This window comes from Collimonas fungivorans Ter331 (assembly GCF_000221045.1).
Taxonomy (GTDB): domain Bacteria; phylum Pseudomonadota; class Gammaproteobacteria; order Burkholderiales; family Burkholderiaceae_D; genus Collimonas; species Collimonas fungivorans_A.
Map to the genome: position 1 here is coordinate 4,849,368 of NC_015856.1, position 25,291 is coordinate 4,874,658.

The following is a 25,291-nucleotide window of genomic DNA, read 5'->3' on the forward strand; positions in this document are numbered from 1 at the left end:
GGCATATTCGGAGACTCATCATGAGCAACTGGCTGGACGCACTCACCACGCTGATCACGCAACCCTCGCAAACCACCACGGCGATCCTGGTCACCGTGGCCCAGGTCGAAGGTTCGGGTCCACGCGAGCCCGGCGCCAAGATGGTGGTGACCGCGGTTGGGCAGTTCGACACCATAGGCGGCGGCCACCTGGAATTGCAGGCGGTCAGGATCGCCCGCGAAATGCTGGACGAAGGCCTGTCGCTGAGCCGCGAGCGCCGCTTGCAGCGGTTTTCTTTAGGACCGTCGCTGGGCCAATGCTGCGGCGGCGTCGTCCATCTGGCGTTTGAACGGGTAACGCCCGCCTCGGCCGATTATTTCAGTTTCCTGCAACGCCGCTTGCGCGAAGCAGAAGACAGCTGGCGCCTGGTGGCCCTGGACGATGCCGCGCCGCCGGCCTTGTGCGACGGCGACGGCGAACGCCTGCACGGGCCGGGACGCTTGCCAACCCTGCCGTCCTTGTCGACGCCTTCGGTCAATGCTCTCGGCGCCTGCCTGGTCTTGCGCGACGATAACGGCAAGCGCTGGCTGCTCGATGCCTGCCTGGCGCCTCGCCCGCAATTGTTCCTGTTCGGCGCCGGCCATGTTGGCGCGGCCATCGTCAAGGCGCTTGGCGACTTGCCGTGCCGGGTAGTGTGGATCGACGAGCGCGAAGAAATGTTTCCCGACGAGTTGCCGGCCAACGTCCGGGTGGAAGCAACCGATACGCCGGAAGCCGTGGTGGACAGCGCCCCGGCCGGCTCCAGCTTCCTGGTCATGACGCATAATCACGCGCTCGACCAGCGGTTGTCGGCGCAGATCCTGCAGCGCGACGACGTAGCCTGGTTCGGCCTGATCGGTTCGAAAAGCAAACGCATGCAGTTCGAGCATCGCTTGCACGAGCGCGGCATCTCTCTGGAGCGGCTGGCCGACATGGTCTGCCCGATCGGCATTGCGGGCATCGTCGGCAAGGAGCCGGCGGTCATCGCCGCCTCGGTCACCGCGCAGCTGCTGCAGGTCTGGGAACAGATCGCCAGGCAGCAGCAGACAGCGGCGCCGCATCTGCGGCCGCAGCTGCTCAGCACAATCTAATTTGCATCAGTCATTCATTGCAGCGCTTGCACGCGCTTTCATTCAAGGATAGTTTCATGGCAGCCATCAGTTTCAGTAACCTCGACCAGTCCGCATTGCAGGCATACCGCGCCAGCGTTCTCCATTTCCACGCTGACCCGGCGCATCATGCCGACGCTTATGCATGGCACGAAGACGGTTTGCTGCTGGTCGCCGACGGCAAGGTAGTGGCGGCCGGCGATTATCAGAAGTTGTCGGTGCAATTACGCGCCGAGCTGAAAAGCGAACTGAAGATCCAGGACTACCGCGGCAAGATCATCATGCCCGGTTTCATCGATACCCATCTGCACTATCCGCAAACCGACATGATCGCCTCGCCGGCGCCAGGGCTGTTGCCATGGCTGGAAAAATATACTTTTCCGACCGAACGCAAGTTCGGCAATCCGGCCCACGCCAAGGATGTCGCCACCTTCTTCATCGACGAGCTGCTGCGTTGCGGCACCACTACGGCGATGGTGTATTGCACTGTCAATCCAGTCTCGGTGGACGCTTTCTTCAGCGCCAGCGAAGCGCGCAACCTGCGCATGGTGACCGGCAAGGTGCTGATGGACAGGAATTGCCCTGAGTTCTTGCAAGACACGGCCGAAGGCGGCATCCGCGACAGCGAAGAACTGCTGAAGAAATGGCACAAGCGCGGCCGCCAGCTGTATGCGATCACACCGCGTTTTGCACCGACCTCCAGCAACGCCCAGCTGCAGCTCGCCGGCGAACTGGCGCAAGCTTATCCGGATGCCTACCTGCAAACCCACGCGGCGGAAAATATCGATGAGGTGGCCTGGGTCAAATCGCTGTTCCCGGAATCGCGCAGCTACATGGATGTCTACGACAAGTACGGCATGCTGCGGCCGCGCTCCATGTACGGCCATTGCGTCTGGCTCGACAACCACGATCGCCAGCGCATGGCCGAGACGCAATCGGCCATCGCGATTTGCCCGACATCGAACCTGTTCCTCGGCAGCGGCCTGTTCGATTTCAAAGGCGCCGACGCGGCGGCAGTGCCCTTGTCGCTGGCGACCGACGTCGGCGGCGGCACCAGTTTCTCCATGCTGCAAACCATGAACGAAGCCTACAAGGTCGCGCGCATGGCGACCACCTACCTGCCGGCGATGCGGATGTTCTACCTGGCGACATTGGGCGGCGCGCGCAGCATGCAGCTGGAAGGCACGATCGGCAATTTCGTCGCCGGCGCCGAAGCTGATTTCATCGTGCTCGATCCGCAAGCCACGCCGCTGCTGGCGCGCCGCAGCGAACGCACCGAGAGCCTGGAAGAACTGTTGTTTGCCTTGGCCTTGCTGGGCGATGACCGGGCAATTGCGGCTACTTATGCGGCCGGCAAGCTGGTGCATAGCCGGGCCTAATTTCTAGAGAGGGTACATTGTGCCCACTCTATAGCTGACAAACGGCGAGTCTAGCGCCGTTGCTCCATTTTCAGTTTGCGGCGCAAACGGATATTGTCCGCAACGAGAATGAGTAGCCCTACAGCCGAAATTAGGCCAGCGCCGCCACCGCCAAGGTAATGCCAGATGACCCAGGCGATAATCGCGAAAGCAGCCGCAGCCGCGAGTAGTTGAAAACCGTCTTTCATGTGTAGATCGTCTGGAATCGATAGGTTTTTCTTGCCGCCGTTTTGTGGTCGCAAATGCCCGGCCAGCGGCGCAGACTTTGAATCAGCCATGGGCGATTGAGATTGTAGCGATTGGCTGTATGAAGTATATCAGCCATCGATGTGCCGCTCGCCAGAGATCTCCCGGTTGCCACAGCAATGCTGCCAATGACGGCGCCTACATAGAAGGACGCGGAACATGCGGCGATAATGCCCAAGCCTTCCAGTCGCGTTCCAGCGCCAATCAATTCCCCGATGGTGACGGCTTTTCCAAATTTATCAATCTGGCTCAGGATGATGCTGGCATTGGCAACAGCCATCTGTACAGAGCCGAACAAGGACCTTGGTGCGGGAAGGCCGAGACCTTCCATATTTTCCTTGAAGTAATCATAAAAATCAGACATTCGACCAAACTCCTAAAATTGCATTTATTGCAACTCAAAGAGTACCCTTCAACAAAATCAATGTCTATTATCTGAGTTCAGAAAAAGATAAGGATAGGATTAAAACTAGGGCCGCAACACGTACTTGTTTTCGCTGACACACTCATAGCGCTGCAAGACATTGCCGCTGTCGTCGACGCTCTCCAGGTACACATCGAACTGCCACAGGCGCGCCATGTGCCGCAGGATTTCATCGGTGCCGTCTGCCAGCGGCCGGCTGTCGCTGCGGAAATGGCGCAGGGTCAGGCTGCGGTCGCCGCGGGTATTGACCGACCACACCTGGATGTTCGGTTCGCGGTGGTTGATGTCATATTGCCGCGACAAGGCCTGCCGCACGTACTGGTAGCCGGCATCGTTATGGATCGCGGAGACTTCCAGTTCGCTGCGGTTCTCGTCGTCCAGCACCGCGAACAGGCGCATGTCGCGTATCAGTTTCGGCGACAGGTACTGGGCGACAAAACTTTCATCCTTGAAATTGCGCATCGCGTAATGCAGGGTTTCCAGCCATGGCGTTCCGGCCAGCTCGGGAAACCATTGCCTATCTTCGTCGGTGGGCTTTTCGCAGATGCGGCGGATGTCGCTCATCATGCCGAAACCCAGCGCATACGGATTCATGCCGCTGTAATACGATTTGGTCACCGGCGGCTGGTACACCACGTTGCTGTGCGAGTGCAGGAACTCCATCATGAAACCGTCGGTCAGCTTGCCCTCGTCGTACAGCGTGTTGAGGATGGTGTAGTGCCAGAACGTGGCCCAGCCTTCGTTCATGACCTGGGTCTGGCGCTGCGGGTAGAAATACTGCGCGACCTTGCGCACGATGCGGATCACTTCGCGTTCCCACGATTCCAGCAGCGGCGAATTTTTCTCGGCGAAGTACAGCAGGTTTTCCTGCGTCTCGGGCGGGAAGCGCCCTTCCACCTGTTCGGCCGTTTCCGCCTTTTTCTCCGGCAAGGTGCGCCATAACTCGTTGACCTGCGACTGCATGTATTCGGCCCGCTCGCGCCGCTGCGCCTGTTCTTTCTCCAGCGACAGTTTCTGCGGCCGCTTGTAGCGGTCGACGCCGTAATGCATCAAGGCATGGCAGGAATCCAGCAGTTCCTCGACCTTGGAAAAGCCGTAGCGCTCCTCGCATTCGGCGATGTAGGCCTTGGCGTAGACCAGGTAATCGATGATGGCGTGGGCATCGGTCCACAACTGGAACAGGTAGTTGCCCTTGAAAAAAGAATTATGCCCATACGCCGCATGCGCCACCACCAGCGCCTGCATGGTCATGGTGTTTTCTTCCATCAGGTAGGCGATGCAGGGATTCGAATTGATGACGATTTCGTAGGCCAGCCCCATCTGCCCGCGCTTGTAGTCGCGTTCGGTCATCAGGAAATGCTTGCCGAACGACCAGTGCCGGTAATTCACCGGCATGCCGGCCGAGGCATAGGCGTCCATCATCTGTTCGGCGGTGATGATTTCCAGCTGGATCGGATAGATATCCAGCTTGTAATTGGCGGCGACGCGGGCAATCTCATCGTTGTACAGCTCGATCAGATCGAAAGTCCAGTCGGACGGGCACGGCAAAGGCTGGTGGATCAGGCGGTCGTTCATGAGTGCACCTGCTTTTCAAACAGTTCGCGGAACACCGGATAGATCTCGCTGGCAGCCTGCACTTTTTTCATCGCAAACTGGGGATTGACCGCAGCGATCTGCTGATATTCGGTCCATAGGTTCTGCTCTTCGACGGTAACCTGGATGTAGGCGAAATAACGCGAGCGCGGCAGTATTTCCAGCTCCAGCAGCTGCCGGCATTTCGGTGAATCGTCATTCCAGTTGTCGCCGTCGGAGGCTTGCGCGCCGTAGATATTCCAGTCGCCCGGCGGATAACGCTCGTCGATGATCTGCTTCATCAGTTCCAGCGCGCTGGACACTACCGTGCCGCCGCTTTCCTGGGAATGGAAGAAGGTTTCTTCATCGACCTCGTCGGCGCGCGTGTGATGGCGGATGAAGACGACTTCGATATGTTCGTAGTTACGGGTCAGGAACAGGTAAAGCAGGATGAAAAAACGCTTCGACAGGTCTTTGCGCTGCTCATCCATCGAACCCGATACGTCCATCACGCAAAACATCACGGCCCGGCTCGACGGTTGCGGCACCTTGACCCGGTTGACGTAGCGCAGGTCGAACGGATCGATGAACGGGATGCGCCAGATGCGGCCTTTGAGGTGATGGATATCGTCTTCCAGGCGCTTGATTTCCTCGCGCCTGTCTTGCGGATCGGCCTTGAGCGTCTCCATCAGCAGTTCCAGCTCGCGCAGCCTGACCACCAGCGGCGAACCGAGCGCGATCCGCCGTCCCAGCGAGCTCCGCAGGGAACGCACGATATCGATATTGTTGGGTGAGCCGTCGGTCGAATAACCGGCGCGCATGTTTTTCCAGCTCGGCACCGCCAGCAGGTTGGTCTTGATCAGGCGCGGCAATTCCAGGTCTTCGAAGAAATACTGCATGAATTCTTCACGCGACAACTGGAATACAAATTCATCTTCGCCTTCGCCCTGGTCGCTGGCCGAACTGCCGCCGCCGCCCTGGCCGCCGTCCGGACGGGCAATGCGGTCGCCTTGCAGGTAATCCTGGTTGCCGGGATGGACCATTTCGCGCTTGCCGCCGGGACCGTGGCCGAATATCGGTTCGCTGATGCCCTTGCGCGGAATGCTGATGCTCTTGGCGTTCTCGATTTCCTTGATGCCGCGGTCGCGCACTGCTTCCGTGACCGAGCGATGGATGGCCGCCCGGAAGCGCCGCAGGAAGCGCTCCCGGTTGGCAATGCTTTTGTTCTTGCCAGACAGTCTACGGTCGATTATCTGATGCAACACGGTCGGCTCTCCTAGGGTGAGTCGCTGTACTTATCCGATGCGTACCCAATGCCCACCTTACGACGATTTGCGCACACGCAGATACCATTCGCACAGCAAGCGCACCTGTTTCGGCGTGTAACCCTTGCTGACCATGCGATTGACGAAATCTTCATGCTTGCGCAATTCTTCGTTCGAACCTTTGGCGTTGAATGAAATAACCGGTAACAAGTCTTCGGTATTCGAGAACATCTTCTTCTCGATCACCACGCGCAGCTTTTCATAGCTGGTCCAGAGCGGATTCTTGCCGGCGTTCGAGACCCGTGCGCGCAGCACGAAATTGACGATTTCGTTACGGAAATCCTTGGGATTGCTGATGCCGGCAGGTTTTTCGATTTTTTCCAGCTCGCCGTTCAAGGCGGCGCGGTCAAAGCTTTCACCGGTGTCATGGTCGCGGAATTCCTGGTCCTGTATCCAGAAGTCGGCGTAGGTAACGTAACGATCGAAGACGTTCTGGCCGTATTCCGAATACGATTCGAGATAGGCGGTCTGGATTTCCTTGCCGATGAATTCGGCATATCGGGTGGCCAGCGTATCCTTCACGTAAGACAGGTATTTCTGCTCGATCTCTTGCGGAAACTGTTCACGCTCGATCTGCTGTTCCAGCACATACATCAGGTGCACCGGATTGGCCGCGACTTCGGTCGAATCGAAATTGAATACGCGCGACAGTATCTTGAAGGCGAAGCGGGTCGAGACCCCCGTCATGCCTTCATCGACGCCGGCGTAATCGCGATATTCCTGGAACGATTTGGCTTTCGGATCGCTGTCTTTCAGGTTCTCGCCGTCATATACCTGCATCTTGGAGAAGATGCTGGAATTCTCCGGCTCGCCCAGGCGCGTCAGGATGGAAAACTGCGCCATCATCTTCAGCGTGCCCGGCGCACAGATTGCCTTGCCCAGCGACGAAGTGCGGATCAGCTTTTCGTAGATCTTGATTTCTTCCGACACCCGCAGGCAATACGGCACCTTGACGATGTAGATACGATCGAGCAAGGCTTCGTTGTTTTTATTGTTGCGGAACGCTTTCCATTCCGATTCGTTGGAGTGGGCCAGGATGATGCCGTCGAACGGGATCGCGCCAAAACCTTCGGTGCCCTTGAAATTGCCTTCCTGGGTGGCGGTCAGCAACGGATGCAGCACCTTGATCGGCGCCTTGAACATTTCGACGAATTCCAGCAAACCCTGGTTCGACAGGCACAGGCCGCCGGAATAGCTGTAGGCGTCGGCGTCGTCCTGCGAATATTGTTCCAGCTTGCGGATATCGACCTTGCCGACCAGGGTGGAGATGTCCTGGTTGTTTTCATCGCCCGGCTCGGTCTTGGAAATCGCGATCTGCCGCAGGATCGAGGGATAACGCTTGACCACGCGGAACTTGCGGATGTCGCCGTTGAATTCATGCAGGCGCTTGACGGCCCACGGACTCAGTATCGATTTCAGGTAACGGCGCGGAATGCCGTACTGTTCTTCCAGGATGGCGCCGTCTTCTTCGTAGTCGAACAAGCCCAGCGGCGACTCGTTGACCGGCGATCCCTTGAGGGAATAGAACGGCACATGCTCCATCAACTGTTTGAGGCGCTCGGCGATCGACGATTTGCCGCCGCCCACCGGACCGAGCAGATACAGGATCTGCTTGCGTTCTTCCAGGCCTTGCGCGGCGTGCCGGAAATAAGCGACCACCTGTTCGATCACTTCTTCGGCGCCGTAGAATTCCTTGAACGCCGGATAGACCTTGAGCACCTTGTTGGCAAAGATGCGCGACAAGGAAGGATCGTGCCTTGTATCAACCTGCTGCGGTTCGCCTATCGCCATCAGCATGCGTTCCCCAGCTGTTGCATAACAGCTGGGATCAGTCTTACAAAGCGCAAGATATTCTTCTAAGGAAAATTCTTCTTCTCTGGTTTTGTCGAACCGACTCGCAAAGCTGCTGTAGATATCCATATCACCCCCGCATCAACGATGTTGCGAAAACAAATTGAAGATTATTTCTACCGATTTCGACCTCTTCAGATACGCACAGTTCCTTGATCAGCCGGCTTCGTTTTTCGATGCGGCCCAGAAGAGGATTTACACGATTTTGATTCTAAACCTTTTTCTAAGATGCAACAGGGTTTTCTGATTTTTCATTCCAAGGCGCGACCTTGAATAAAATCAACATCCCCGGCAGCGCCAGTACAAAACACAATATGAAAAAATGGAACCAGCCGGTTTCAGCAACAATGTAACCGACCGAGGAATTGATAAAGGTGCGTGGCACCGCAGCAAGGCTGGTAAACAAGGCATATTGCGTCGCCGTGTAGCGCGGATCGGTGGTGCGCGCGATATACGCCACGAAAGCGGCGGTGCCGAGGCCGACGCCGAACGCCTCGCCGCCGATCACGATAGCCAGCACCAGCGGATCGGGGCCGGTCTGGGCCAGCCAGGCAAAACCGAGGATGGTCACCGCCTGCACCACGCCGAAAATCCACAAGGCGCGGTTAATGCCGATCTGCATCATCCAGATGCCGCCGACCAGGCCGCCGACCAGGCTGGCCCACAAGCTGGTGGTCTTGGAAATGACGCCGATTTGGGTCAACGAAAAACCGAGATCGATATAAAACCGGGTAGCAAGCGCGGTCGCCATGCTATCGCCCAGCTTGTACAGGAAGATGAAAGCCAGCACCCACAACGCGCTGCGCCAGCCGTCGCGGGCAATGAATTCCTGGAACGGCAGCACCACCGCTTGCCGCAGGTTCTTCGGCGGCGCGCCGTATACCGCCGGTTCCTTGATCATCAGGGTGCAGACCAGGCCCGGCAGCATGAATCCTGCCGTAATCCAGAATACTGCCTGCCAGCTCATATGGTCGGCCAGGAACAGCGACAGCGCGCCCGGCACCATGCCGGCTACCTTGTAGGCGTTGACGTTGATCGCCGCACCCAGGCCCTGTTCGTTGTCAGGCAGGATTTCGCGCCGGTAGGCGTCGATCACGATGTCCTGGCTGGCCGAGAGGAAGGCCACCAGCGAGGCCATGAAGGCAATCGTCGCCACCTGGGTGTGCGGATTTAGCATGCCCATGCCGCCGATAGCGACAAACAGGCTGGCCTGGGTCAGCATCATCCAGCTGCGCCTGCGGCCCAGCTTGCCGAAATGAAAGCGGTCCATCAGCGGCGACCACAGGAATTTCCAGGTGTAAGGAAACATCACCAGCGCAAACAGGCCGAGCGCTTTGACATCCAGGCCGGATTTGCTCAGCCATGCTTGCAGCAGGCTGAGCAGGATAAACAGCGGCAGGCCGGAACTGAAGCCGAGGAAGGCGCAGATCAGCATGCGCCGGTTGAGGTAGTGGTGCCAGGGATTTGAATCTGATGTCATGGATGCGCCTGCGGCGGCGGGAGTTTAGGATCCGGCGCCGGGCCGCAGCCTGGCGCCGGTTTCCTTATTTTTTTCGGAAACGGAATACCGCAAGACTACCACGCCAGTTTGGCAGCACCGATATCGGCTGGCCATCATGCAAGGCGACGCATTCGAGTACCTCCAGGCCGACTTCATTGGCCAGCTCTTCAAAATCCTTGATGGTGGCGCAGCGCAGGTTGGGCGTGTCGTACCATTCGTACGGCAGCGACTTGGACACCGGCATACGGCCGCGCAGCAGCGCTACCCGGTGCGGCCAGTAAGCAAAATTGGGGAAGGAAACGATCGCTTCGCGCCCGACCCGGGCGATGTCACGTAATACTCCTTCAACATTTTTCATCATTTGCAGCGCCGACAGGCACAGCACGGTGTCGAAGGCGTTGTCGGCAAACAGCGTCAGCCCGGCTTCCATGTCCTGCTGGATCACCGAAACGCCGCGCGCCACGCAGACCGGGATCTTGCTATCGTCGATTTCCACGCCGTAGCCGGCGCATTGCTTGTCGGACTGCAGGTAATCGAGCATGACGCCATCGCCGCACCCCAGGTCGAGCACCTGCGACTCGCCGCGCACCCAGTGCGCGATAAAGGCCAAATCGGGCCGCAAGCTGCTTAATTGATCAAAATTCATGCACTGCTCCTGCCGCTTCAGTCACTGCTGTCGATGCCGCCGGCTGTTCCAGCTCCTGCCAGATGCGGTTGTAATATTCGCCCACCACGCTCATGTAACGCGGGTCGTCCAGCAAAAAGGCGTCGTGGCCGTGCGGCGCATCGATCTCTGCATAACTGACGCGGCGCTTGTTGTTGACCAGCGCCTGCACCATTTCACGGCTGCGTTCCGGCGAAAAGCGCCAGTCGGTCATGAACGAGACCAGCAGGAACTGCGCCTCGGTCTTGCTCAGGGCGCGGGTCAGGTCGCCGTCGTATTCCTTGGCCGGGTCGAAATAATCGAGGGCCTTGGTGATCAGCAGGTAGGTGTTGGCGTCAAAGTATTCGGAAAATTTGTCGCCCTGGTAGCGCAGGTAGGATTCGATTTCGAAATCGATGCCGAAACCGAACTGGTAGGCGCCGGAACGCAGGTCGCGGCCGAATTTCTCGGCCATGTCGTCGTCCGACAGATAAGTGATATGGCCCACCATGCGCGCTACCCGCAAGCCGTTCTTCGGCACCACGCCATGGGCGTAATAGTCGCCGCCATGGAAACCGGGGTCGGTCAGGATGGCCTGGCGCGCGACGTCGTTGAACGCGATGTTTTGCGCCGACAGTTTGGGCGTCGAGGCGATCACCACGCAATGGCGCAGGCGGGTCGGATACAACAGGCTCCAGGCCAGCGCCTGCATGCCGCCCAGCGAACCGCCCATGACGGCGGCGAACTGGACGATGCCGAGCGCATCGGCCAGGCGTGCCTGCGCTTGCACCCAGTCTTCCACGGTCACGACCGGGAAGTCGGCGCCATACGGTTTGCCGGTGGCGGCGTTGAGGTGCATGGGGCCGGTCGAGCCGAAACAGGAACCGAGGTTGTTGACGCCGATGACGAAGAACTTGTTGGTGTCGAGCGCCTTGCCCGGCCCCACCATGTTGTCCCACCAGCCGACATTCTTTTCGTCGTCCTGGTACACGCCGGCGACGTGGTGCGAGGCGTTCAGGGCGTGGCACACCAGCACCGCATTCGACTTGTCGGCGTTGAGGCTACCGTAGGTTTCGTACACCAGTGTGTAATCCGCCAGCAGCGCGCCGCTTTGCAGCTGCAGCGGCGTCGCGAAATGCATGGACTGCGGGGCAACTATTCCGAGGGACATGGTAAGGACCTAATAACAATAAAAAAAGCCCGAGAGCTTTCGCTAATCGGGCTAAATTCTGGGCTTGTACTTCAAGCTCGCTTTAGCCGTATTTATTTGGCAGCGCCTGGTCCAGTGACCGGATGCTGCCGCGCGCCCGCAAGCTGAGGTGGTAAGACCATTCAAATCGGCGCGATAGCCAAGAATAACCAAGTCGGGGCCTGGCGTCAAACCGGAACTGTATATATCAGGCGACGGTCATGCGCATCTGGCTGACTGCGGCAGCAATTGCGCTCGGCTCGGTATTGCGCAGGATTTTCCTGGTTTGCAGCGTCAGTTCGTCCAGGTCGCTGTTCAGCACTTCCTGCTTCACCGCCAGCAGTTGCGCCGGATGCATGGAAAACTCCAGCAGCCCCATGCCCAGCAGCAAACGCGTGAATTTGACGTCGCCCGCCATTTCGCCGCATACCGAGACCGGAATGCCGGCCTTGCGCCCCAGGGCAATCACGGTCGACAGCAAGAACAGCACCGCCGGGTGCAGCGGATTGTACAAATGCGCCACTTCGTGGTCGACGCGGTCGATCGCCAGCGTGTACTGGATCAGGTCGTTGGTGCCGATCGACAGGAAATCCATGCGCTTGATGAACATCGGCAAGGCCAGCGCCGCTGCCGGAATTTCTATCATGGCGCCGGTCTGGATCGATTCGTCGAAGGCCACGCCTTCATCGCGCAGCTGCTGCTTGGCTTGGCCGATCATGGCCAGGGTCTGGTCGATTTCGAAAGCGTGCGCCAGCATCGGGATCAGCAGCTTGACCTTGCCGAAGGCTGAAGCGCGCAGGATCGCCCGCAACTGCGTCAGGAACAGCTGCGGCTCGGCCAGGCAGTAACGGATCGCGCGCAAGCCCAGCGCCGGGTTGAGCGCGGTCTGCTCCTCGGTATTGATCGGCTTGTCGGCGCCGACATCGAGCGTGCGGATGGTCACCGGCCGGCCCTTCATCGCCGTCACCGCCTGGCGGTAGGATTCGAACTGCTCATCCTCGGTCGGCAGCTCGTGCTGGGGGCCGATACGGCCCATGAACAGGAATTCCGAACGGAACAGACCGACGCCGCTGGCGCCGGCATCCATCGCCGCTGCACAATCGCTGGGCAGTTCGATGTTGGCCAGCAGGCTGATTTCAGTGCCGTCCAGGGTCACCGCGCGGGTCTTCTTGATCTTGCCGAGTTTTCTGCGCGAACGCAGCAGGTGCGCCTGCCGTTCTCGATATTGTTTGAGTATCACTGTTGCCGGGTCGACAATCACGACGCCGGCATCGCCGTCGATGATGATCCAGTCATCCTGCTTGATCAGGCGCGAAGCGTTGTTCATGCCGACTGCGGCCGGGATATCCAGGCTGCGCGCCACGATCGCGGTATGCGAATTCTGGCCGCCGAGGTCGGTGACGAAACCGGCGAAGGCGCGGTCGCGAAATTGCAGCATGTCGGCCGGGGAAATGTCGTACGCCACCACCACGATATTGGCGAACGAAGCGCCGTCGCTGTCGACTTCCGGCAGCCGGGTGGAAGTGCCGGTCAGCACTTTCAGCAGGCGCTCGCCCACCTGCAGCACGTCCATCTTGCGCTCACGCAGGTAGGTGTCTTCGATTTCGTCGAATTGCGCCGACAGCTCGTCGATCTGGGTCACCAGCGCCCACTCGGCGTTATATTGGCGATTGCGGATGATATCGAGCGACATTTCGGCCAGCATCGGGTCCGACAGGATCAGCAGGTGGACGTCGACAAAGGCGCCCAGCTCGGGCGGCGATTCTTTCGGCAGGTCGGCGCGTATGGTCTGCAGTTCGGTGCGCACCCTGGTGACGGCGCTCTGCAGGCGCTGGACTTCGGCTTCGACCTCGGTTTCGCCGATCAGGTAGTGCTTGACGTCCATCGCCGCCGGCGCCAGCAGATGGGCGCGGCCGATCGCGATGCCGCGTGAAACCGGAATGCCATGTAAGGTGAAAGATGCCATCTGGTCGCCCAATTTTATACATTGCGGGACAGAGTCCGACAGCCACTCCGCTCCCAACTGACTAGATAGATAAAACGCGCAGGTTGCAATTAAATTGCAAAAAATAATTGGGCAGTGTCCGGACACGCGTCTCGGCGTGTACGGTCACAAATCAGGATCATTCCCCTTCGCCGAACTTGTCTTGAATCAACTGATATAAGGCATCAAAGCAGGTCTTCTCATCTTCGCCCTCGGCTTCCAGCAATATCGTGCTGCCCTTGCCGGCCGCCAGCATCATCACGCCCATGATCGACTTGGCGTTGACGCGGCGCTTGTTGCGGGTCATCCAGACTTCACTTTTGAATTTGCTTGCCAGTTGCGTAAATTTGGCTGACGCGCGAGCGTGCAGGCCGAGTTTATTGATGATTTCGATTTCTTGTTGAATCATTTGTCTTTTATCTAATATTGGATTTATTGAAAGACCCGGCCCGGCAGACAATCATCTAATGCGCCACGCGCACCCGGCTATCGACCCTGACCGCTCCGCCCTGGCCGCCCGCCAGCGCCATTTCAGTCACCACGTCGAGCGTATCGTTGCGATAGGTCAAGGCGCGCAGCAGCATCGGCAGGCTGATGCCGGCAATCACCTGGGTCTGGTTGCCGGTGCAAAACGGCAGCGTGCAATTGGATGGCGTACCGCCCATGACGTCGGTAATCACCAGCACCCCCGAACCATCGTCCAGGCGCGCCGCGGCCTGCTTGGCCAGTTTCTGTACTTCGACGGGATTCTGGTCGGCGACCACATCGATTGCTTCAAGCCGCTCCGGCATCTGACGAAACACGTGAGAGGCAGCTGCGATGAATGCCTGGCCCAGAGGGGCGTGGGTTAAAAGGAGAATGCCGATCATAGTTTCAATTTCAAATCCGGCTTGCGGATTCGTCCCGGTTTACAACGGTTTTACAGCAACGACCGTCCTGGTCCGCAGCTTCGGCTGCCAGTGACCAGAACAACAAAATAAGTTACAGCGCCGCTTCCAGCGCATCGATGAACATCTCGGCAACATCAAAACCGGCCTGTTGCTTAATTTCCTGAAAGCAAGTCGGGCTAGTGACATTGACTTCGGTCAGATAATCGCCAATCACATCTAATCCTACCAGCAACAGGCCACGCTGTGATAACACCGGCCCAAGTGCTTCGCCGATTTCGCGGTCGCGCGCCGTCAGCGGCTGGGCGACGCCGATGCCGCCGGCCGCCAGGTTGCCGCGCACTTCGCTGCCCTGGGGGATCCGCGCCAGCGAATAGGGCACGACTTTACCGCCAATTACCAATACGCGCTTGTCGCCGGCGACTATTTCCGGGATGAAACGCTGGATCATGATGGTGCGGTGGCCGTTGTCGGTCAGGGTTTCGATGATAGAGCCCAGGTTCAGGCCGTCTTGCCGCACCCTGAAAATGCCGGCGCCGCCCATGCCGTCGAGCGGCTTCAGGATCACGTCCTGGTGTTCCGCGTGGAAGGCGCGCAGGCGCGCCGCATCGCGCGTCACCAGGGTCGGCGAGGTGTATTTGGAGAATTGGGCAATCGCCAGCTTTTCATTGTGGTCGCGGATTGCCTGCGGTTTGTTGAATACCCGCGCACCTTGTGTTTCCGCCAATTCCAGCAGATAGGTGGTGTAGATGTATTCCATGTCGAAAGGCGGGTCCTTGCGTAGCAGGATCGCATCGAACTCCGACAGGAACATGGCCGACGGCGCGCTGGCCCTATACCAGTCCTTGTCGTCCCCGGTCAGGCTGACGCGGATCACGTTGGCGGTGACGATCCCGCTTTCCAGCGCCATGTCCTTTTGCTCGAACGCATAGATGGTATGGCCGCGCTTGACGGCTTCCACCATCATGGCGTAAGTCGAATCCTTATACGTCTTGAAGGTATCGAGCGGATCGGCAAGGAAAGCAATTTTCATTTTCAGGCCCTATGGTTGTCAGGACAGCGTATTAATATTCTTCCGGATTCGGATCAGTCTTTTCCATTTCCAGCGAGGCCGCCAGCAACCCGAGGCGCGCTACCACGCCATACATATAGAAGCGGTTCGGCGCAGTAGTACCGGGTTTGGCCAGCATGTCCGGCAGCGCATGCTGCTGGGCAAACGCCAGTGGCACAAAGTGGGCGCCCGGCGCGTTCAGGTTTTCGTTGATGCCGCGCTCGGCGTGCACCCGGTAGAAACCGCCGACCACATAACGGTCGATCATGTACACCACCGGTTCCGCCACCGCGTCGTTGATATGCTCGAAAGTATGCACGCCTTCCTGGATGATCAGGTCGTGGATTTCGCCGCCGGCCTTGCCCAGCGACAGCTTCTCGCGCTGCTTGCGGCTCAGGTCCTTGATCTGGCTGACGTCGGTCACGCTCATCACGCCCATGCCGTCGGTGCCGGCGTCGGCCTTGACGATCACGAACGGCTTTTCGGTGATGCCGTATTCCTTGTATTTCTTGCGTATCTTGGCCAGCAGCGAGCTGACGCTGGCGGCCAGCTTGTCGTCACCGTCCACCGCCTGGAAGTCGACCTGGTCGACCTTGGCGAAAAACGGATTCAGCATCCACGGATCGACATCCACCAGCTTCGAGAATTTCTTGACCACCTCGTCGTAAGCCGTGAAATGGTTGCTCTTGCGGCGCACGGTCCAGCCGGCGTGCAGCGGCGGCAACACATTCTGCTCGTTCAGGTGCTCCAGTATCGACGGCGTGCCGGAAGACAGATCGTTATTCAGCAAGATGGTGCAGGGGTCGAAATTCTTCAAACCCAGGCGGCGGCCGTTGGCGGAGCGCTCCAGCGGCTCCAGCGTGATGGTGCTGCCGTCCGGCAATTCGATCGTCTGCGATTCTTTCACGCTTTCATCGAGCGTACCCAGCCGCACATGCAAACCGGTCTGGCGGAAAATCTGCATCAGGCGCGCTACGTTCTGCAAATAGAAAGTATTGCGTGTGTTCAGCTCCGGCAGCAGCAGCAGGTTTTTGGCGTCCGGACAATACTTTTCGATGGCCGCCATGGCCGCCTGTATCGCCAGCGGCAGCATCTCGGGCGACAGATTGCTGAATCCGCCCGGAAACAGGTTGGTGTCCACCGGAGCCAGCTTGTAGCCTGAATTGCGCAGGTCGACCGAACAATAGAACGGCGGCGTGTGTTCTTGCCATTCCATCCGGAACCAGCGCTCGATAGCCGGCGTGGCTGCGAGGATTTTCTTTTCCAGATCGAGCAAAGGGCCGTTCAGGGCGGTGACAAGGTGGGGAACCATATAAAACTTTCTTTTGGGAACTATGCAGCAAACTTACGCGTGCCTGTGGCAGGAATGTCTTTCAGGACTCCCATGACAGGCAAGAGACGCAGATTCTAACGGGAAATGCATTATTTCGCCGCTTAACCGGTGAGAAACCGCCGGGGTGCCCTCCATGGCGATGCTCCGGCAAGCGCGTCCATGAGCCAAGTTTACATCGGGCCGGTCACGGATTTTTAAAGTCCCGGAAAAACAAAAAAAGCGCCTTCAGGCGCTTCCAAAACATATCATATTAGCATCATATCCGGCCCTGCTCCCGCAAGTATCAGATCCGTTTGTACATGAAGCTGCTGTCGCTCAGCTTGCCCGTGGTCGAACGGGCATAGGCGGGAACGATGCCTGCCAGTTCAAATCCCAGCGTGTTGCACAAGGATTCCGCCGCATCGCCGGTGCGCGTCTCCAGGAACAGCAGGGAGCGGCCGTCGGCGCGCGCAATCGCTTCGCTCTGTTGCATCAGTACGCGGGCGACGCCTTTGCGCCGCACGTCGGGATGCACCAGCAGCTTGGAAATCTCGGCCCGGTGACGGCCGTTGGCCGGCGCCGCCAGCACCAGCTGTACGGTGCCGACGATCTGGCCGCCAAAACGCGCCACCAGCAAGCGCCGGCCGCCGCTCACCAGCGAGCCGCTGACGCCGTACCAGAATGAGAAGGCATCTTCGGCATTCGGCGTTTCCAGGAATCCGATGCTGGCGCCCTGCTCCACGCAAGCCATCAGGATATCGGTGAGCGGGCCCACCACCTGGTCGAACTGGTTCGCCTTGACGTCTTCAACCGTGCATGCGGTCAGGCGTTGCGGGGTGATGGTCGGGTCCAAGCTGAAATCTCCTGAAACGGCAGCGGCAAAAAAACAAAATCCCAGGGCATGCCTGGGATTACATCGAACATCGCGCCGGACAGCCAATGCAGCAGCTATCCGGCACGCTCAGGCAAGACTTAGTCGTGCTTAATTATGCTTAGTCGTGATACGCAGATTCGCCATGGCTGGAGATATCCAGGCCTTCGCGTTCTTCTTCTTCGGTCACGCGCAAGCCCATGACGATGTCGACCAGCTTGAATGCGATCAGCGAAACCACGCCTGACCAGACCAGCGTGGTCAGCACGCCTTCGAACTGGATCCACAGCTGGCCCGGGATCGAATAGTCTGGCAGGACTGCATTGGTGACGTAGTCATAAATGCCAGTACCGCCGAGGCTAGGCGCAGCGAACACGCCAGTGAGCAGCGCACCCATGATGCCGCCGACGCCATGCACGCCAAACACGTCCAGCGCATCGTCCGCACCCAGCAAGCGTTTCAGGCCGGTGACGCCCCACAGGCAGACGAAACCTGCCAGCAAGCCCATGATCAGCGCGCCCATCGGGCCGACAAAACCGGCGGCAGGCGTAATCGCCACCAGGCCTGCGACAGCACCCGAAGCGCCGCCCAGCATGGAAGGCTTGCCCTTGCCGATCCATTCACCGGCGCTCCAGCTCAATACCGCAGCGGCAGTCGCCAGCAAGGTATTGATGAAAGCCAGTGCGGCGCTGCCGTTGGCTTCCAGTGCGGAGCCGGCGTTGAAACCGAACCAGCCGAACCACAGCAGCGAGGCGCCGACCATGGTCAGGGTCAGGCTATGCGGCTTGAACGCTTCCTTGCCGAAACCGACGCGCTTGCCGATCACGTACGAACCGACCAGGCCGGCGATAGCGGCATTGATATGCACGACGGTGCCGCCGGCGAAATCGAGCGCGCCCTTCTGGAACAGCCAGCCGCCGGTAGCGGTCAGTTTTTCTGCAGCGGCAGCGTCGGTGAAGCCATCCGGACCAGGCCAGAACCAGACCATATGCGCCATCGGCAGATAGGCGAAAGTGAACCACAAGACGGTGAACACTAGGATCGCGGAGAACTTGGCGCGCTCGGCGAAAGCACCGATGATCAAGGCGCAGGTAATTGCGGCAAACGCGCCCTGGAACACCACATAGGCAAACTCAGGCACCACAACGCCTTTGCTGAACGTGGCGGCGGCGGAATCCGGCGTCATGCCATGCAAGAACAGGCGGCTGAAACCCCCGAAGAACGCATTGCCTTCGGTGAACGCGATGCTGTAGCCGTAGAGTATCCACAGCACAATGATCAGCGAGAACACGGTGAAACACTGCATCAGCACCGACAGCATGTTCTTGCTGCGCACCAGGCCGCCGTAGAACAGGCCCAGGCCCGGCAATGTCATCAGGATCACGAACGCGGTACATACCAGCAACCAGGCGGTATCGCCCTTGTTCGGCACCGGCGCGGCCGGCGCGGCGGCGGCAGGAGCGCTGGCAGCCGGTGCGGCTGCGGCCGGCGCTGAAGCGGCTGGCGCCGCGGCAACTGCTGCAGACGCAGCAGCTGGGGCGTCGGCGCTGGCTGCTGCTACGCTGGCGCTAGCACTTGCTGATGGCTCGTCGGCGGCTGACGCCGGCAACATGGAAGTAGCCGCGATCAGCGTGCAAGCCGCCAAAATCGTAGCAAACGTACTTTTGATGTTCATATTTTTTATCCCCTTAGATTGCATCTTTGCCGGTTTCACCGGTACGAATACGAATAACTTCCTGCAGATCAAATACAAAAATCTTGCCGTCGCCGATCTTGCCGGTGCGGGCTGCGTTTTCAATCGCTTCTACCGCCTGCTCCAGGATGCTGTCGTCCACCGCCGCTTCGATTTTTGTCTTTGGCAAGAAGTCGACCACGTACTCGGCGCCGCGGTACAGCTCAGTATGCCCTTTCTGGCGCCCGAAACCCTTGACCTCGGTCACGGTAATGCCTTGTACGCCAATCGCCGAAAGCGCTTCGCGCACCTCGTCGAGCTTGAATGGTTTGATGATTGCTGTAATCAGTTTCATGTCGGCCTCGTGTTGTTTGGTGGAGCGGCGCCCGGCGCCGCGTTGCTGCTGTCCAGTTGCGGGTTGATCAGAAAGTCTTCGCTACCGAAAACACTACCCCGTCGCGGCCCAGGTTCTTGCCGCCCGGGCTGACATACGCGTTGTCCTTGGCGTTGGTGCCGACATAAGCCAGCCCCAAAGTCACGCCTGCCAACTGCTCGAAGGTCTTGGTCGCGCCGATTTTCCAGTCGGTGTAACTGTAAAAGCTGGCGTGTTCCACAGTCTGGTGGCCAACGTGCAGTCCCAGCGTGACGCCCGCGCCGACGTCGATATTGGCGCCTGCATCGTAGTAAGCGCTGCCCTTGCTGTCGACCGTGCCGAACAGGTTGGTCAGTGCATGTGAGTACTTGAAATAGGCCGGACCATAGCCGAGCTGCCCGTACAGTTCGAAGGTATTGGCGTTGCGGCCGATCTGGCTATAGTTGTTGGTCGGGTAGTAGTAATACAGGCCGCCGACGTCATACGTGAACCCGCCCGGCAGTTCGCCGCGCTTGCCGGCGTAGATGTCCCATTCAATCGAACCCTTGCCGCCGGTGCCGGTGTTGGCGGTGTCGACCGCATCCTTGATCCACTTGATGTTGGATAGCCAGGTCCCCGCATACAGCCCGGTCGGGTTATTGGTGTAGTCCGCGCCGCCCTGTATCGCCGGGTCCAGGCGCGTTTGCGAGATGCCGCGGAAGCGGTAGTCGTTGACCGCGCCTATGTTGTAGCTGATCTCGTTATCCGGCTTGGCGTCTTCGGCATGGGCGAGACCTGCGGAGAAACTTGCTGCTATTGTTGCGGCTAAAATCAGCTTTTTCATGGATGTCCCTGTTGGTATGTTGAATGAAAAACCGCTAAATCAGTACTCCTCGGACTTTCCATAGCAGAACCCATGCCAACTGTGCCAATTGCCGTTTTTTCGATAGCCGGCGCCCCTTGTGGGGCGTTTTACCCACTGCTTTTGCTGATTGTTAATCAAGGGATGTACGTGCACAAAAATATCGGCAAGAAAATGCACCACAATGGGACTTGGCTTTAAGGAAGCCTCGTTTTGGTGCGAAAACCCAAATAAGAAACTACATGACAGCCTGTAGTCAGCTACAGATCCGGTTGAGACTTGTTGCAAGGACATGCCGGGTAAGCGCTTGGTCGCTTCGCAGTGGACCTATGAATATAGCCAATCTTGGACCTTTCGTAACACCAGCTTGTAGCGCAAGATAGATGCCGCTTTGCATCCATCGCCACGCCGTTCCACAGGAGGTTATCTTGGCATCTACACAATACACATCAATTCAGATCAAGCCGCTCAGCGAGCAGGATTTCGCCGCCTGGCAGGGGCAATGGCAGGGTTACCAGGATTTTTATGAAGTCGATATCCCGCAAGCTACGCGCCTGGTGACCTGGCAGCGCCTGCTCGATCCCAAGGAGCCAACATTCGGCGCGCTGGCGATGGCGGATGGCAAGGCAGTCGGCCTGGTCCACTGGATTTTTCACCGCTCCTGCTGGACAGTGGAAGATTCCTGCTACCTGCAAGACCTGTACGTTTCACCGCAACAGCGCGGCGCCGGCGTCGGCCGCCTGCTGATCGAGCATGTGTATGCGCAAGCCAAGGCGGCTGGCGGCACCCGCGTGCACTGGCTGACGCACGAAACCAACAGCACCGCCATGCAGCTGTACGACCGCATCGCGCAACGTTCCGGTTTCGTACAGTATCGAAAGCAAATCACTTGATGAGAGAAGCAAGGCAGTAATGACTTAAACCGCCCTTCCGGATCAGAATTCCGATGTCGGGTTTGCCTGTATCGGTTATCATTTTTCTTATTTACCTCGAAGGGCCGATCATGAACAAACCCAACTTTTTTGACGACATCCAAGCCAAGATCAACCAGGCCATCGAAAACTCTCCCGCCAAGGATATCGAGAAAAACGTCAAGGCCATGCTGGGCCAGGGTTTCTCCAAGCTGGACCTGGTCACACGTGAAGAATTCGACGTGCAAGCCCAGGTGCTGGCAAGCACCCGCGCCAAACTCGAAGCGCTTGAAGCTCGCGTTACCGAGCTTGAGGCGCAGCTGAAGCAGCCTTGATGCTGCGCCAGTGACGCTGGCGGTGCTAAAAAGCCGGGCGCTGGCAGGCATGCAAGCGCCCGCAGTCACGGTTGAAGTCCACCTGGCCAACGGCTTGCCGTCTTTCACCATCGTCGGCCTGCCCGAAACCGAGGTCAAGGAATCCAAGGACCGGGTCCGCGCGGCGCTGCAAAACGCCCGTTTCGAATTTCCCTCACGCCGCATCACCGTCAACCTGGCGCCCGCCGATTTGCCGAAGGAATCGGGCCGCTTCGATTTGCCGATCGCGCTCGGCATCCTGGCCGCATCCGGGCAGATGCCGTCGGACGAACTCGATCAATACGAATTTGCCGGAGAGCTGTCGCTGTCAGGCGAGTTAAGGCCGATACGCGGTGCATTGGCGATGACTTTCGCCATGACCGCCGGCTGCGGTGAACGCCACGCTTTCATTCTGCCGCGCGGCAATGCCGACGAAGCGGCCCTGGTTGGCGATGCCCGCATTTTTCCGGCGGACAGCCTGTTGCAGGTCTGCGCCCATTTTTCTTCCCGGCAGCCAGAAACCAGGTTGTTGCGCCACACGGCGTTGCCATCGCAGCAGCGGCGGCCTCCTCCCTACCTCGATTTCAGCGACGTCAAAGGACAGATGCAAGCCAAGCGCGCACTGGAAGTCGCCGCGGCGGGCAGTCATAGCGTACTGCTGGTCGGCCCTCCGGGTACCGGAAAATCCATGCTGGCGGCGCGTTTTCCCGGGATTCTGCCGCCCATGAGCGACCGCGAAGCGCTGGAATCGGCGGCGGTGCAGTCGCTCACCAGCGGTTTTTCGGGTACGCGCTGGAAGATCAGGCCATACCGGGCGCCGCACCACACTGCCTCCGGCGTGGCGCTGGTGGGCGGCGGCAGCCCGCCGCGCCCAGGTGAAATTTCCCTGGCCCATCGCGGCGTCCTGTTCCTCGATGAACTGCCGGAGTTCGACCGGCGTGTGCTGGAGGTATTGCGCGAGCCGCTCGAATCCGGCCACATCACGATTTCGCGGGCCGCGCGCCAGGCCGATTTTCCCGCCCAATTCCAGCTGATCGCAGCGATGAATCCCTGCCCTTGTGGCTATCTTGGGCACGCGGTAAAACAATGCCGTTGCACGCCCGACCAGATCCTGCGTTATCAAAACAAAATCTCCGGGCCGCTGATCGACCGCATCGACATGCAGATCCAGGTAGCCGCGGTGCCTCACGACCAGTTGCTGAGGCAGGCCGACGGCGAGTCCTCCGCCGCGATAGCGGCCAGGGTGGCGCAGGTGCATGCCGCGCAGCTGACGCGCCAGGGCAAGCAGAACAATGGCTTGTCGGCCAGCGAAATCGACTGTTACTGCAAGCCCGACGACGCCGGCGAAAAATTGCTGAGCGGCGCGATGGCGCATCTGCACTGGTCGGCGCGTGCCTATCACCGGGTGCTGAAAGTGGCGCGCACCATCGCCGACCTGGCCGCGGCGGACACCATCGGCGCAGCCCATGTGGCAGAGGCAATCCAATACCGGCGGGCGTTGCAAGACGCATAATCTTGCCGCCTGGAAACTCAGCAGGGAAACTCACGGTGCGATCGGCAGTCCAAAAAATATCAGGACTGGAGGTCATATGTTTACCAAACAGAAAGACTATAAAGTCGGCCGCGATGGTTACGTTTCGGAAATCACGCAATTCCTTGACGAGTTTCTTGACGAGCATCCTGAAGTGGTCGATGAGCAAAACCGGGGCTGGCACATATTCTGGGATCGCAAGGTCGACCAGAATGAGCTGAAAAAGGCCAGCGAAGACAGCGTGCCGACCAAACCTTACTACTATAGTTGACAGGTTTGACCATGAACCCGCGGCAGATCCGGGTTTAAGCTCATTTTAATTCAAGGCCGCTAGGATGGACTCCATTGGCGCCCCAACGCCAGGTCACATTTTTCCCCATACAGCTGTCGTCCAAGCCGGGCGATGCATTTTTGGAGGAAGCATCATGAACAAGCGCTCTCTTTTTATCGTATCCGCGATGCTGGCGGCAAATCTTGCCTTTGCCGCGGATGCCGCGCCGAGCCGGTTGCAGCCGGTCACCAGCGGCGTCGTCACTTACTTGTCCGGCGGTATCGGGCAGGACGAATCCAGCGCCATACAGCAGGAAGCCAAAAACTATTCGCTGGAGCTCGAATTTGTCGTCAATGCCTCGCCCCGCGCTGAATTTACTTCTGACGTGCAGGTGAAGATCAGCGACGCCACCAACGGCACCGTCCTCGATACCGTGTCAAAAGGCCCTTTCCTCCTGGCGCAACTACCGGCCGGACGTTACCGCCTTGAAGCAATCAAGGATGGCAAGAGCAAGGCCCAGGAGGTGACGATCAAACCCGGATCGCATCAGCACATCATGTTTGAATGGGCGGAGTAGCGGATCTGCAACATCGCCGGCGAAGGCCGGCAACGGCAGTCCGGGACTGCCGTGCCGTGGGATATGGCGATTTTGGATGGCTGTTAGGGAAAATGCATAGCCTTGATCAACATTTAGTTCGTGACAAACAGGAGCGCCGGCGTAGTATGTAAATGAAATGATTGGTTCTTCGCCTGATAAATATGTCTCATTAGAAACATGTCTCTCGGAAAAGGAGTTAAAAAATATTATTTTCATTTGCTGGCTTGAAAACTGCTTACTCGATCATTACCTTCTGTCTTAATTACCGGGAGCGCATATGAACCTGATTTATAACAGTGACCAATACAGCGTCGTCGAATTTGGTGCCGATGAACAACGCGAAGCCTTGCGCTTCGGCGGCTATGAAATCGTCGATAAATCATTCAAGCGTGAGATTTTCATTGCTGGTGCCTTGGCTGAGTTTTTCCGTAAAGGGGTCGAAGACTTGATTGCGACCGAGCCGAGCATCGAAGATATTGATGCCTTTTTAGGCAATTATGACTCGATGATGAGTCAGCCCGTAACCTTGCAGTAATCTCCTTTCCGATCCACCTCGTTTCAGTCAACCTGCGGTTGCCGACGCCGTCGGCTCCATCGGGAAGACTGGGGCGGCTTCGGTGTCGCCGCAGTTTCGCTTTCGTTTAACCTTCATGTACGCCAATTCCAGCCCGATCCACAGTGCCCAGAGCGGCGTCCATGACCAGCTTGCAGCCACCGTCGCCAAACATGCGGCGCACGTTTTTCAGAAACCGGTCAGCGTGTACAACCAGCGTGCTTTCGACGACAGCATCGCTGCCTGGCGCGCCGCCGGCAGCTTGCCCCTGATCCTCGATGCCGGCTGCGGCGTCGGCCTCTCGACCATGCATCTGGCGGCGCAGTATCCCGATCATTTCGTGATCGGGATCGACCAGTCGGCCGACCGGGTTGGCCGCAATACCCTGTGGCCAGGCGGCGCGACGCCGTTGCCGCATAACTTCGTGCGGATCCGGGCCGACCTGGTGGATTACTGGCGCCTGCTGCTGGCCGCGCGGATTTTCCCGGCACGGCACTATCTGCTGTACCCCAATCCGTGGCCGAAAATCGGCCAGCTGAGCCGCCGCTGGCATGGCCATCCGGTGTTTCCGGATATCGTCGCGCTGGGGGGAATCCTGGAATGCCGCAGCAACTGGCGGATCTATGTAGAGGAGTGCGCCAGCGCCCTGGGGCAGCTGAGCGGCAAAGAGGTTGGCTGCGAAGCGTATCTGCCGCAACAGCCGATCACACCGTTCGAGAGCAAGTACCTGGCTTCCGGCCATCAGTTGTGGCGCTGCCAGGCAGACCTCGGTACGCATTGAATCCCG

The 25,291-nt window shown here is 58.8% G+C and carries 26 protein-coding genes; 9 read left to right on the forward strand and 17 right to left on the reverse strand.

The window, feature by feature from the left end; genetic code table 11:
* Positions 1-20 precede the first annotated feature (20 nt).
* Both xdhC and guaD read left to right on the forward strand, forming a co-directional pair.
* Positions 21-1,109: a xanthine dehydrogenase accessory protein XdhC gene (gene xdhC / locus CFU_RS21570; RefSeq protein ID WP_014008120.1), complete on the forward strand. Its 1,089-nt coding sequence runs from the start codon at positions 21-23 to the stop codon at positions 1,107-1,109.
* Between the two features lie 56 nt (positions 1,110-1,165).
* On the forward strand, positions 1,166-2,506 hold the full coding sequence (gene guaD, locus CFU_RS21575; protein ID WP_041743770.1) for a guanine deaminase: 1,341 nt from the start codon (positions 1,166-1,168) through the stop codon (positions 2,504-2,506).
* Between the two features lie 50 nt (positions 2,507-2,556).
* Here guaD and CFU_RS24975 read toward each other — a convergent pair whose 3' ends face one another.
* The 17 genes from CFU_RS24975 to CFU_RS21655 all read right to left on the reverse strand — a co-directional run bounded on the left by CFU_RS24975 (position 2,557) and on the right by CFU_RS21655 (position 20,269).
* On the reverse strand, positions 2,557-2,733 hold the full coding sequence (locus CFU_RS24975) for a hypothetical protein (RefSeq protein ID WP_085959149.1): 177 nt from the start codon (positions 2,731-2,733) through the stop codon (positions 2,557-2,559).
* Positions 2,730-3,155, reverse strand: coding sequence for a hypothetical protein (locus CFU_RS21580; RefSeq protein WP_041742650.1), 426 nt, complete (start codon positions 3,153-3,155; stop codon positions 2,730-2,732). The genes CFU_RS24975 and CFU_RS21580 overlap by 4 nt, the downstream gene beginning before the upstream one ends.
* A 105-nt stretch (positions 3,156-3,260) precedes the next feature.
* On the reverse strand, positions 3,261-4,790 hold the full coding sequence (locus tag CFU_RS21585) for a SpoVR family protein (protein WP_014008122.1): 1,530 nt from the start codon (positions 4,788-4,790) through the stop codon (positions 3,261-3,263).
* Positions 4,787-6,052: a YeaH/YhbH family protein gene (locus tag CFU_RS21590; protein WP_014008123.1), complete on the reverse strand. Its 1,266-nt coding sequence runs from the start codon at positions 6,050-6,052 to the stop codon at positions 4,787-4,789. The genes CFU_RS21585 and CFU_RS21590 overlap by 4 nt, the downstream gene beginning before the upstream one ends.
* Before the next feature lie 57 nt (positions 6,053-6,109).
* The gene (locus CFU_RS21595) at positions 6,110-8,032 is read right to left on the reverse strand and encodes a PrkA family serine protein kinase (protein ID WP_014008124.1); all 1,923 of its coding nucleotides are present in this window, start codon (positions 8,030-8,032) and stop codon (positions 6,110-6,112) included.
* A 154-nt stretch (positions 8,033-8,186) separates the two neighbouring features.
* Positions 8,187-9,443 (reverse strand): AmpG family muropeptide MFS transporter, encoded by a 1,257-nt coding sequence (locus CFU_RS21600; RefSeq protein WP_014008125.1) that lies wholly within the window; start codon positions 9,441-9,443, stop codon positions 8,187-8,189.
* Between the two features lie 64 nt (positions 9,444-9,507).
* Positions 9,508-10,110 (reverse strand): methionine biosynthesis protein MetW, encoded by a 603-nt coding sequence (metW, locus tag CFU_RS21605; protein WP_014008126.1) that lies wholly within the window; start codon positions 10,108-10,110, stop codon positions 9,508-9,510.
* Entirely contained in the window at positions 10,100-11,278 is a 1,179-nt protein-coding gene (gene metX, locus CFU_RS21610; protein WP_050808679.1) for a homoserine O-succinyltransferase MetX, read from the reverse strand. The genes metW and metX overlap by 11 nt, the downstream gene beginning before the upstream one ends.
* A gap of 226 nt (positions 11,279-11,504) precedes the next feature.
* A complete protein-coding gene (gene ptsP, locus CFU_RS21615) occupies positions 11,505-13,262 on the reverse strand; it encodes a phosphoenolpyruvate--protein phosphotransferase (protein ID WP_041743772.1) in 1,758 nt (585 codons plus the stop codon).
* 157 nt (positions 13,263-13,419) lie between these two features.
* Positions 13,420-13,689 (reverse strand): HPr family phosphocarrier protein, encoded by a 270-nt coding sequence (locus tag CFU_RS21620; protein ID WP_041742652.1) that lies wholly within the window; start codon positions 13,687-13,689, stop codon positions 13,420-13,422.
* A 55-nt stretch (positions 13,690-13,744) separates the two neighbouring features.
* Positions 13,745-14,149, reverse strand: a complete 405-nt coding sequence (locus CFU_RS21625; protein WP_014008130.1) for a PTS sugar transporter subunit IIA — start codon at positions 14,147-14,149, stop codon at positions 13,745-13,747.
* Positions 14,150-14,261: 112 nt separating this feature from the next.
* Complete coding sequence (gene gshB / locus CFU_RS21630; protein ID WP_014008131.1) at positions 14,262-15,200, reverse strand: glutathione synthase; 939 nt, start codon at positions 15,198-15,200, stop codon at positions 14,262-14,264.
* 31 nt (positions 15,201-15,231) lie between these two features.
* Positions 15,232-16,530 (reverse strand): glutamate--cysteine ligase, encoded by a 1,299-nt coding sequence (gshA, locus tag CFU_RS21635; RefSeq protein ID WP_014008132.1) that lies wholly within the window; start codon positions 16,528-16,530, stop codon positions 15,232-15,234.
* Positions 16,531-16,834: 304 nt separating this feature from the next.
* A complete protein-coding gene (locus CFU_RS21640; protein ID WP_238531359.1) occupies positions 16,835-17,383 on the reverse strand; it encodes a GNAT family N-acetyltransferase in 549 nt (182 codons plus the stop codon).
* A gap of 139 nt (positions 17,384-17,522) precedes the next feature.
* Positions 17,523-19,076: an ammonium transporter gene (locus tag CFU_RS21645; RefSeq protein ID WP_041742654.1), complete on the reverse strand. Its 1,554-nt coding sequence runs from the start codon at positions 19,074-19,076 to the stop codon at positions 17,523-17,525.
* A 13-nt stretch (positions 19,077-19,089) separates the two neighbouring features.
* On the reverse strand, positions 19,090-19,428 hold the full coding sequence (locus tag CFU_RS21650; protein WP_014008135.1) for a P-II family nitrogen regulator: 339 nt from the start codon (positions 19,426-19,428) through the stop codon (positions 19,090-19,092).
* Positions 19,429-19,495: 67 nt separating this feature from the next.
* Positions 19,496-20,269, reverse strand: a complete 774-nt coding sequence (locus CFU_RS21655; protein WP_014008136.1) for a TorF family putative porin — start codon at positions 20,267-20,269, stop codon at positions 19,496-19,498.
* Between the two features lie 401 nt (positions 20,270-20,670).
* Here CFU_RS21655 and CFU_RS21660 point away from each other — a divergent pair, with 401 nt between their 5' ends.
* The 7 genes from CFU_RS21660 (at position 20,671) to trmB (ending at position 25,285) form a co-directional block, all read left to right on the forward strand.
* The gene (locus CFU_RS21660; protein WP_014008137.1) at positions 20,671-21,180 is read left to right on the forward strand and encodes a GNAT family N-acetyltransferase; all 510 of its coding nucleotides are present in this window, start codon (positions 20,671-20,673) and stop codon (positions 21,178-21,180) included.
* 110 nt (positions 21,181-21,290) lie between these two features.
* On the forward strand, positions 21,291-21,533 hold the full coding sequence (locus CFU_RS21665; protein ID WP_041743774.1) for an accessory factor UbiK family protein: 243 nt from the start codon (positions 21,291-21,293) through the stop codon (positions 21,531-21,533).
* A gap of 10 nt (positions 21,534-21,543) precedes the next feature.
* A complete protein-coding gene (locus CFU_RS21670; protein ID WP_014008139.1) occupies positions 21,544-23,064 on the forward strand; it encodes a YifB family Mg chelatase-like AAA ATPase in 1,521 nt (506 codons plus the stop codon).
* 76 nt (positions 23,065-23,140) lie between these two features.
* A complete protein-coding gene (locus tag CFU_RS21675) occupies positions 23,141-23,353 on the forward strand; it encodes a DUF3460 family protein (RefSeq protein ID WP_014008140.1) in 213 nt (70 codons plus the stop codon).
* Positions 23,354-23,507: 154 nt separating this feature from the next.
* The gene (locus CFU_RS21680) at positions 23,508-23,930 is read left to right on the forward strand and encodes a carboxypeptidase-like regulatory domain-containing protein (RefSeq protein WP_041742659.1); all 423 of its coding nucleotides are present in this window, start codon (positions 23,508-23,510) and stop codon (positions 23,928-23,930) included.
* A 298-nt stretch (positions 23,931-24,228) separates the two neighbouring features.
* The gene (locus tag CFU_RS21685; RefSeq protein WP_014008142.1) at positions 24,229-24,486 is read left to right on the forward strand and encodes a BTH_I0359 family protein; all 258 of its coding nucleotides are present in this window, start codon (positions 24,229-24,231) and stop codon (positions 24,484-24,486) included.
* 115 nt (positions 24,487-24,601) lie between these two features.
* The gene (gene trmB, locus CFU_RS21690; protein ID WP_041742660.1) at positions 24,602-25,285 is read left to right on the forward strand and encodes a tRNA (guanine(46)-N(7))-methyltransferase TrmB; all 684 of its coding nucleotides are present in this window, start codon (positions 24,602-24,604) and stop codon (positions 25,283-25,285) included.
* The last annotated feature ends 6 nt before the right edge of the window (positions 25,286-25,291 follow it).

What these genes read in the sequence shown, in the direction of transcription:
- CFU_RS21645 (WP_041742654.1), bottom strand. Translation starts at nt 19,076, where the DNA reads ATGAACATCAAAAGTACGTTTGCTACGATTTTGGCGGCTTGCACGCTG.
- CFU_RS21600 (WP_014008125.1), bottom strand. Translation starts at nt 9,443, where the DNA reads ATGACATCAGATTCAAATCCCTGGCACCACTACCTCAACCGGCGCATG.
- CFU_RS21685 (WP_014008142.1), top strand. Translation starts at nt 24,229, where the DNA reads ATGAACCTGATTTATAACAGTGACCAATACAGCGTCGTCGAATTTGGT.
- trmB (WP_041742660.1), top strand. Translation starts at nt 24,602, where the DNA reads ATGTACGCCAATTCCAGCCCGATCCACAGTGCCCAGAGCGGCGTCCAT.
- CFU_RS21650 (WP_014008135.1), bottom strand. Translation starts at nt 19,428, where the DNA reads ATGAAACTGATTACAGCAATCATCAAACCATTCAAGCTCGACGAGGTG.
- CFU_RS24975 (WP_085959149.1), bottom strand. Translation starts at nt 2,733, where the DNA reads ATGAAAGACGGTTTTCAACTACTCGCGGCTGCGGCTGCTTTCGCGATT.
- gshA (WP_014008132.1), bottom strand. Translation starts at nt 16,530, where the DNA reads ATGGTTCCCCACCTTGTCACCGCCCTGAACGGCCCTTTGCTCGATCTG.
- metW (WP_014008126.1), bottom strand. Translation starts at nt 10,110, where the DNA reads ATGAATTTTGATCAATTAAGCAGCTTGCGGCCCGATTTGGCCTTTATC.
- metX (WP_050808679.1), bottom strand. Translation starts at nt 11,278, where the DNA reads ATGTCCCTCGGAATAGTTGCCCCGCAGTCCATGCATTTCGCGACGCCG.
- guaD (WP_041743770.1), top strand. Translation starts at nt 1,166, where the DNA reads ATGGCAGCCATCAGTTTCAGTAACCTCGACCAGTCCGCATTGCAGGCA.
- CFU_RS21620 (WP_041742652.1), bottom strand. Translation starts at nt 13,689, where the DNA reads ATGATTCAACAAGAAATCGAAATCATCAATAAACTCGGCCTGCACGCT.
- CFU_RS21580 (WP_041742650.1), bottom strand. Translation starts at nt 3,155, where the DNA reads ATGTCTGATTTTTATGATTACTTCAAGGAAAATATGGAAGGTCTCGGC.
- ptsP (WP_041743772.1), bottom strand. Translation starts at nt 13,262, where the DNA reads ATGGCATCTTTCACCTTACATGGCATTCCGGTTTCACGCGGCATCGCG.
- CFU_RS21665 (WP_041743774.1), top strand. Translation starts at nt 21,291, where the DNA reads ATGAACAAACCCAACTTTTTTGACGACATCCAAGCCAAGATCAACCAG.
- CFU_RS21625 (WP_014008130.1), bottom strand. Translation starts at nt 14,149, where the DNA reads ATGATCGGCATTCTCCTTTTAACCCACGCCCCTCTGGGCCAGGCATTC.
- CFU_RS21675 (WP_014008140.1), top strand. Translation starts at nt 23,141, where the DNA reads ATGTTTACCAAACAGAAAGACTATAAAGTCGGCCGCGATGGTTACGTT.
- CFU_RS21680 (WP_041742659.1), top strand. Translation starts at nt 23,508, where the DNA reads ATGAACAAGCGCTCTCTTTTTATCGTATCCGCGATGCTGGCGGCAAAT.
- gshB (WP_014008131.1), bottom strand. Translation starts at nt 15,200, where the DNA reads ATGAAAATTGCTTTCCTTGCCGATCCGCTCGATACCTTCAAGACGTAT.
- CFU_RS21585 (WP_014008122.1), bottom strand. Translation starts at nt 4,790, where the DNA reads ATGAACGACCGCCTGATCCACCAGCCTTTGCCGTGCCCGTCCGACTGG.
- CFU_RS21660 (WP_014008137.1), top strand. Translation starts at nt 20,671, where the DNA reads ATGCCGCTTTGCATCCATCGCCACGCCGTTCCACAGGAGGTTATCTTG.
- xdhC (WP_014008120.1), top strand. Translation starts at nt 21, where the DNA reads ATGAGCAACTGGCTGGACGCACTCACCACGCTGATCACGCAACCCTCG.
- CFU_RS21595 (WP_014008124.1), bottom strand. Translation starts at nt 8,032, where the DNA reads ATGGATATCTACAGCAGCTTTGCGAGTCGGTTCGACAAAACCAGAGAA.
- CFU_RS21655 (WP_014008136.1), bottom strand. Translation starts at nt 20,269, where the DNA reads ATGAAAAAGCTGATTTTAGCCGCAACAATAGCAGCAAGTTTCTCCGCA.